We start from the raw sequence: 7,221 nt of genomic DNA, 5'->3' as shown, positions 1-7,221 counted from the left end.
TCTCTGGCATTCCTGATCAGCTCCCCGAAACCCTGCCGGACTTTGCTGCTTCTCCAATGGATAATAGTTCCATACCTTTAATGTAGCAAAACAGTTAAATACAATCAATTCCTTATTTTCATTATACCCGCTTTGGAGCAGGTTGACAAAAGATTTCCTTTTTCATAAAATATTGTACATAATCAGGGAAAGGCAATGATGGGGAGGAGTAGGCGAGCCTACCTCGACAGAGAGGAAACCCGCAGGCTGAAAGGTTTCCGGGGGAATGCGCTGAAGGTCGCCCCAGAGCTCTGCTGTTGAAGAAAAGTAGACAGCAGCGGGTCTGCCCGTTACAGCTGCAGAGGGTTTCTCTGCTGTTCCGGCAGGGAAAAACTAAGGTGGTACCGCGGAAGCCTGGCTCTTTCGCCCTTAGGGGTGAAAGAGCCTTTTGTTTTTAGAACATATTCGTATAGAGGGGAGAGCAATTATGACCACTGCAACCAGAAGCGGCCAATTACCTACAACCTATAACCCCCAGGAAGTGGAAAGCAAATGGTATTCCCGCTGGGAGGAAAAGGGCTATTTTCATGCTGAGGTTGACAAAAACAAAGAGCCTTTCAGTATCGTGATGCCCCCGCCCAATGTGACCGGGGCTCTGCACATGGGCCATGCCCTGGATAACACCATGCAGGATATTCTCATCCGCTGGAAGCGGATGCAGGGTTACAATACCCTCTGGATGCCGGGCACTGACCATGCCGGAATTGCTACCCAGGCCAAAGTGGAGGAACAGCTGGCCAAAGAAGGTTTGTCCAAGTATGACCTGGGCCGGGAGAAATTTCTGGAACGGGTTTGGGACTGGAAAAATACTTATGGTGACCGCATTACCAAACAGTTGCGCCGCCTGGGGGCTTCCTGTGACTGGCAGCGGGAACGCTTTACTATGGATGAAGGCTGCTCTAAAGCGGTCAGGGATGTGTTTGTGGAGCTCTATAACAAAGGCCTCATTTACCGGGGCAGTTATATCATCAACTGGTGTCCCAAGTGCATGACCACCATTTCCGATATCGAAGTGGAGCACGAGGAGACAGCCGGCAAGCTCTATCACATTGCCTATCCGGTCAAGGATAGCCAGGAACGCATCATTGTAGCCACCACCCGCCCCGAAACCATGCTGGGGGACGTAGCCGTAGCCGTACATCCGGAAGATGAGCGCTATCGTCACCTGATCGGCAAAACCTTGATTCTGCCTATTCTGGGTCGGGAAATTCCGGTGATTGCTGACGAATATGTGGAAAAGGAATTTGGGACCGGGGCGGTGAAAATCACGCCAGCCCATGACCTGAATGACTTTGAAATTGGTCAGCGCCACCATTTGCCCCAGATTACTGTCATGACCAGAGAAGGTTTGATGAACGAAGAGGCCGGGCCTTACCAGGGGATGGAACGCTATGCCTGCCGGGCCCAGATAGTCAAAGATCTGGAAGCCCAGGGTTACCTGGTAAAAGTGGAAGACCATACCCATGCCGTTGGGCATTGCTACCGCTGTGATACTGTGATCGAACCCATGGTTTCACCCCAGTGGTTTGTCAAGATGAAGCCCCTGGCCGAACCTGCCATCAAGGTAGTGCAGGAAGGGAAACTGCGGTTTGTGCCGGAGCGTTTCACCAAAATCTACATCAACTGGCTGGAAAACATCAGGGACTGGTGCATTTCCCGCCAGCTCTGGTGGGGGCACCGCATTCCCGTCTGGTACTGTCAGGATTGTGGGGCAGAAATCTGTGCCAAGGAAAACCCCACCAGCTGTCCGCACTGTGGCAGCACTAACCTGGAACAGGACCCCGATGTGCTGGATACCTGGTTCAGCTCCGCCCTCTGGCCCTTTTCCACCATGGGCTGGCCGGAACAGACGGAGGAACTGGCCCATTTCTATCCCACTTCAGTGCTGGTCACCGGCCGGGATATCATTTTCTTCTGGGTGGCCCGCATGATTTTCATGGGTCTCGAGTTCATGCAGGAGCGGCCCTTCAAGGAAGTTCTCATCCATGGGCTGGTGCTGGATGCTCAGGGGCGGAAGATGTCCAAATCCCTGGGTAATGGGGTTGATCCCATAGATATCATCAACCAGTACGGAGCCGATACCCTGCGCTTTATGCTGATTACCGGCAATACCCCCGGTAATGACCTGCGCTTCCAGCAGGAACGCCTGGAAGGAACCCGGAATTTTGCCAACAAGATCTGGAATGCTGCCCGCTTTGCTCTGCTCAACCTGGGGGACTTCAAGCCGGAGGAAGTGCAGCCGGAATTGGCCCTGGCTGATCGCTGGATTCTCAGCCGCCTCAATCATACCATTGAGGAAGTAACCCGGCAGCTGGATCGCTATGAACTGGGGGAAGCGGCCCGGGTTCTCTATGATTTCATCTGGAGTGAATTCTGTGACTGGTATATTGAATTGATCAAGCCCCGGCTTTACGGGAAAGAAACCCCTGGCTCCCGGGCTACGGCCCAGTGGACCCTCTGGTATGTATTGAGCCGGACTATGGAACTGCTGCATCCCTTTATGCCCTTTATCACCGAGGAAATCTGGCAGGCTCTGCCCCACCAGGGCGAAACCATCATGCTGGCTCCCTGGCCGCAGGTCAAACCGGAATACAATGATTCTGAAGCTGAAGCAGCCATGGAGCTGCTGATGGAAGCCATTCGGGCGGTGCGCAATATCCGGGCGGAGATGAATGTACCCCCTTCCCGTCAGATTGCTGCCATTCTGGCGGCCAACCGGGAGGAAAATCTGGCGGTATTGCAGGCGGGAGCCAGTTACCTCAAACAGCTGGCCGGTATCGGTGAACTGGAGCTGGTGCTGACCCTGCCGGAGAAACCGGCTCAAGCGGCGGCTGCTGTGGCTAAAGGGGTGGAAATCTACCTGCCTCTGGCCGGGCTGATTGATATCGAGAAGGAGAAAGAGCGGCTAGCCAGAGAGCTGGCCAAAGTGGAAGAAGACCTGGCCCGTGTGGAAGCCAAGCTGAACAATGAAAGCTTTGTCGCCAGGGCCCCGGCAGCGGTGGTGGAAAAGGAAAAAGCCAGAGCGGCTGAGTACCGGGAAAAAGCAGAGGCGCTAAGGGAAAGGCTTGCTGCCCTGGGGTGATGAGATAGTCAAAATAATGGAGCTGTCCCTTGCGGGGCAGCTCTTCTTGTTGCTTGTAGTTGTTTCACCTTATGTATAGCTTACATACGGGCCCAAAAGTCTCACGATTATACTGAAGAAAAAGAAAATTGCAGAAAAGAAAAGTTACCCGGCAGGAAAAACCTGCCTCTGCGGCGAAATATTTACCTACATTTCGAGTAGAGGAGGGGTATTTGTGTCTAACGCTTATGCAGGCAAAATCCTGCGCATCAATTTAACTACCGGCTCTATCACCACCGAAGCCCTGCCGGTGGAGAAAGCCAGAGCCTTTCTCGGCGGCCGGGGCCTGGGGGGCCGCATGCTGGCCGAGGAAATTCCGGCTGGTATCGATCCTTTGAGTGAAGCTAACAAAATCTTTTTCATTACCGGTCCGCTTACCGGTACTTCCGCTCCGACTTCCGGACGTTACATGGTCGTCACCAAATCCCCCCTCAACAATACCATTGCCTCTTCTAACTCCGGAGGTTTCTGGGGCGCAGAACTGAAATTCGCTGGCTATGACATGGTGATTGTAGAAGGGAAAGCAGCCCAACCCGTATATATCTACATCAAGGATGACCAGGTGGAAATCCGCCCTGCCGACAAGTACTGGGGCAAACTGGTCAGTGAAACCACTGACGGACTTCTGGCTGAGGCAGGAGACGACAAGGCCAGGGTATTGACCATCGGTCCGGCCGGGGAACGGCTATCTCCCATCGCTGCCGTCATGAATGACCGCTACCGGGCCGCAGGCCGTTCCGGGGTAGGGGCTGTTATGGGCTCCAAGAACCTGAAGGCCATCGTGGTGCGAGGCAGCGGTAAGGTAGAAGTAGCCCAGCCCGACCGCTTCAAGGAAGTGGTCAGCGGGCTGTTGAAGAAAATCCGGGAGAACGGCGTCACCGGCCAGGGCCTGCCGGCTTATGGCACAGCGGTGCTGGTCAATATCATCAATGAAAGCGGCATATTGCCCACCAACAACTTTCAGGAAGCCTATTTCCCGGCTGCCGATGAAATCTCCGGGGAAACTCTGGCGGAGAAATACCTGAAAAAGAAAGATCCCTGTTATCGCTGTCCTATTGCCTGTGGCCGCTACTGTGAAGTGGATGGGGAAGAAGGGGGCGGTCCGGAGTATGAAACCATCTGGGCCTATGGCTCTGACTGCGGCGTCTCCGACCTGAAAGCGGTAATCAAGGCCAACAATCTCTGCAATGAGTACGGTTTGGATACCATCTCAGCTGGAGCTACCATTGCGGCGGCCATGGAGCTTTACCAGCGGGGCATCATCAAGCCGGAGGAAGTGGATGGACCGGAGCTGAAGTGGGGCAGTGGGGAAGCCATAGTGGAATGGACCCGCAAGATGGGAGCCGGGGAAGGCCTGGGGGCCAAACTGGCGCTGGGTTCCGCCCGGTTGTGTGAGGCCTATGGCCATCCGGAGTTGGCGATGGCGGTCAAGAAGCAGGAACTGCCGGCCTATGACCCGCGGGGTGTGCAGGGCCATGGTTTGCAGTATGCTACCTCCAACCGGGGTGGCTGCCATGTGCGGGGTTACATGATTTCCCCTGAGATTCTGGGCTTGCCGGAGAAGCTGGACCGGTTCTCCCTGGAGGGGAAAGCGGAATGGGTGAAGGTATTCCAGGACCTGACGGCAGTAATCGACAGCCTGGGGCTGTGCCTGTTCACCTCCTTTGCCCTGGGGGCGCAGGATTATGCCGACCTGTATAATGCCGCCACCGGGGAAAACCTGACAGCAGAACAACTGCTGGCCTGCGGGGAACGGATCTGGAACAATGAGCGCCTGTTCAACCTGCAGGAGGGCTATACCGCCCAGGACGATACCCTGCCCCGGCGTTTACTGGAAGAGCCCATTCCGGACGGGCCGTCCAAGGGCAGTGTGCACCGGCTGGCAGAATTGCTGCCTGTTTATTACCAGGTGCGGGGCTGGGATGAAAACGGAGTGCCAACAGCGGCCAGGAGACAGGAACTGGGGTTATAAAGAGAGAAAGAGGGCTTCCCGGACTGGGAAGTCCTCTTTTCTCTATGGTATAATAAAAAGAAAAGGGTGATGGCAGATGAAGGTAACGGTAAAATTGTTTGCGACTTTACGCACCGGACGCTTTAAGGTGGAGACCCGGGAGTATCCGGAGGGAACCACGGTAGGGCGAATTGTGGAGGAACTGGGCATTCCGGAGGAGGAGCTGGCCCTGATTCTGGTCAATGGCCGGGATGTAGAACTGGAGCATCAGCTGACAGATGGGGATACGCTGTCTCTGTTCCCACCGGTAGGAGGTGGCTAATATGGACCTGAGAGCATTTCTGGCTCAGCACTGTCAGGGAGATTTACTGCCCTGGTCAGCCCAGGTAGAGGCTGCCGAGCGTTTTCAATTAACCCTGGCCCAGGTGGAAGAAGCGGCGCTGGAAGCTGGTTTTCTGCCGGCCCGCTATCAACGTAACCGGCAGACCATTTCCCTGGCCGACCAGCTGACCTTGTTACGCAGCACGGTAGCTGTAATTGGATGCGGGGGCTTAGGGGGCTATATTCTGGAAGAGCTGGCCCGCCTGGGGGTGGGACGGATCTATGCTATTGATCCCGATGGGTTTGAGGAACACAATCTCAATCGCCAGTTGCTGTCTACCCCGGCTGACCTGGGGCGACCCAAAGTCATGGTAGCGGCGGAAAGATTGGCCCGCATTAACCCGGCTGTAACGGTTGTGCCGCAGCAAAAAGCCTTTTCCCAGGCCAATGGCAGGGAACTGCTGGCAGGGGCCCAGGTAGTAGTAGATGCCCTGGACAATATTGATACTCGCCTGGAACTGGCGGCAGTCTGCCGGGAGTTGCAGTTACCCCTGGTTCACGGGGCAATTGGCGGCTGGTTTGGCCAGGTAACTACCCAGTTTCCCGGGGAGGAAACCGTAGAACGCATTTACCGGCGAAGAGCTGAAAGCAAGGGAGTAGAAAAAAAGCTGGGCAACCCTGCTTTTACACCGGCGGTGGTAGCCAGCCTGGAAGTGGCCGAAGTGGCCAAAATCCTGTTGAGGACCGGTGAATCTTTGAGTCAACGGTTACTGACCATCAATCTGTTAACCATGGAGATGGAAATTATCGAAATATAACAGGGGAGCAAAGGGGTAAAACAGTGCAACTCGGGCGTTTATTCTATCTGGCCAGGTATTATCTGGTCAGCAAATTTTCACAGCGCAAGCAACCCATTTTAGCCGGGGTTAAACTAACCCACCGCTGTTCTTTGCGCTGCCGCCAGTGTCCTTACTGGCGCAGACCGGGACCAGAACTGAGCTGGCGGCAGCTGCAGAATCTTTTTCCTTTTTTACGGCAGGAAGGGATCAGGCTATTGATTCTGGAAGGTGGGGAGCCAACCCTCTGGCGGGATGGAAAAAAGACCCTGGCGGATGTAATTGAACTGGCAAAAAAATATTTTTACACTGTTGGTGTAACTACCAATGGTTTACAGCCTTTAATTTATCCGGCCGACATCTACTGGGTCAGTATCGATGGCCTGCCGGATACCCATGACTGCTGGCGAGGGAAGAGTTTTGACCGGATTATGGATCATATCAGGGCAGCCTGCAGCCGGGTGTTGGCCAACATCACTATTCACCGCTACAATGTGCGGGAAATACCGGAGCTGGTCAAACTGCTGGCCGGAAAAGTGCAGGGGATTACCATCCAGTTTTTTTATCCTTATCCCGAAAGCGAAGATATGCTTTGCAGCTGGGAGGAGCGGCGCTGGGTGCTGACAGAATTGCAGAATTTAAAACAGGCCGGTTATCCGGTAGCCGATAGTCTGGCAGCCCTGGAGGCTCTTAAGGATAACCGCTGGCAGTGTGAAAGCTGGATGATTGCCAACGTGGACCCGGACGGCACCCATCGCCAGGGCTGTTACCTGCTCAATCGGACTAGCGGTCCTTCCTGTGCCCTCTGCGGCTTTGCCGCTCATACGGAAATTTCTCTGGCATACCAGTTGAACTGGCAGGCACTAGGGGCTGGCCGCGAGATTCTGGGAATTTTTTGAGAAGCAGCAGGAGAACGAATATTCGCTGACGAATATATTATATTTGTACTATGT

The 7,221-nt window shown here is 54.5% G+C and carries 5 protein-coding genes and 1 other annotated feature; all 5 genes read left to right on the top strand.

Annotation, left to right across the window (positions count from 1 at the left end; translation table 11 throughout):
• Positions 1 to 186 precede the first annotated feature (186 nt).
• Positions 187 to 413, top strand: a binding site (T-box leader).
• A gap of 53 nt (positions 414 to 466) precedes the next feature.
• Positions 467 to 3,121, top strand: coding sequence for a valine--tRNA ligase (locus ULO1_RS09375; protein ID WP_079933445.1), 2,655 nt, complete (start codon positions 467 to 469; stop codon positions 3,119 to 3,121).
• 214 nt (positions 3,122 to 3,335) lie between these two features.
• Entirely contained in the window at positions 3,336 to 5,132 is a 1,797-nt protein-coding gene (locus ULO1_RS09370) for an aldehyde ferredoxin oxidoreductase family protein (RefSeq protein WP_079933444.1), read from the top strand.
• A 76-nt stretch (positions 5,133 to 5,208) separates the two neighbouring features.
• Positions 5,209 to 5,433, top strand: a complete 225-nt coding sequence (locus ULO1_RS09365) for a MoaD/ThiS family protein (RefSeq protein WP_078666677.1) — start codon at positions 5,209 to 5,211, stop codon at positions 5,431 to 5,433.
• Between the two features lies 1 nt (position 5,434).
• Positions 5,435 to 6,250 carry a HesA/MoeB/ThiF family protein gene (locus tag ULO1_RS09360; protein WP_078666678.1) on the top strand — a complete coding sequence of 272 codons (816 nt, stop codon included), beginning with the start codon at positions 5,435 to 5,437 and terminating at the stop codon, positions 6,248 to 6,250.
• A gap of 23 nt (positions 6,251 to 6,273) precedes the next feature.
• Positions 6,274 to 7,167 carry a radical SAM protein gene (locus ULO1_RS09355; RefSeq protein ID WP_143325443.1) on the top strand — a complete coding sequence of 298 codons (894 nt, stop codon included), beginning with the start codon at positions 6,274 to 6,276 and terminating at the stop codon, positions 7,165 to 7,167.
• Positions 7,168 to 7,221 lie beyond the last annotated feature (54 nt).

The organism is Carboxydocella sp. ULO1 (assembly GCF_002049255.1).
Lineage (GTDB): Bacteria > Bacillota.
This window is presented reverse-complemented; position numbering and strand designations above follow the sequence as displayed.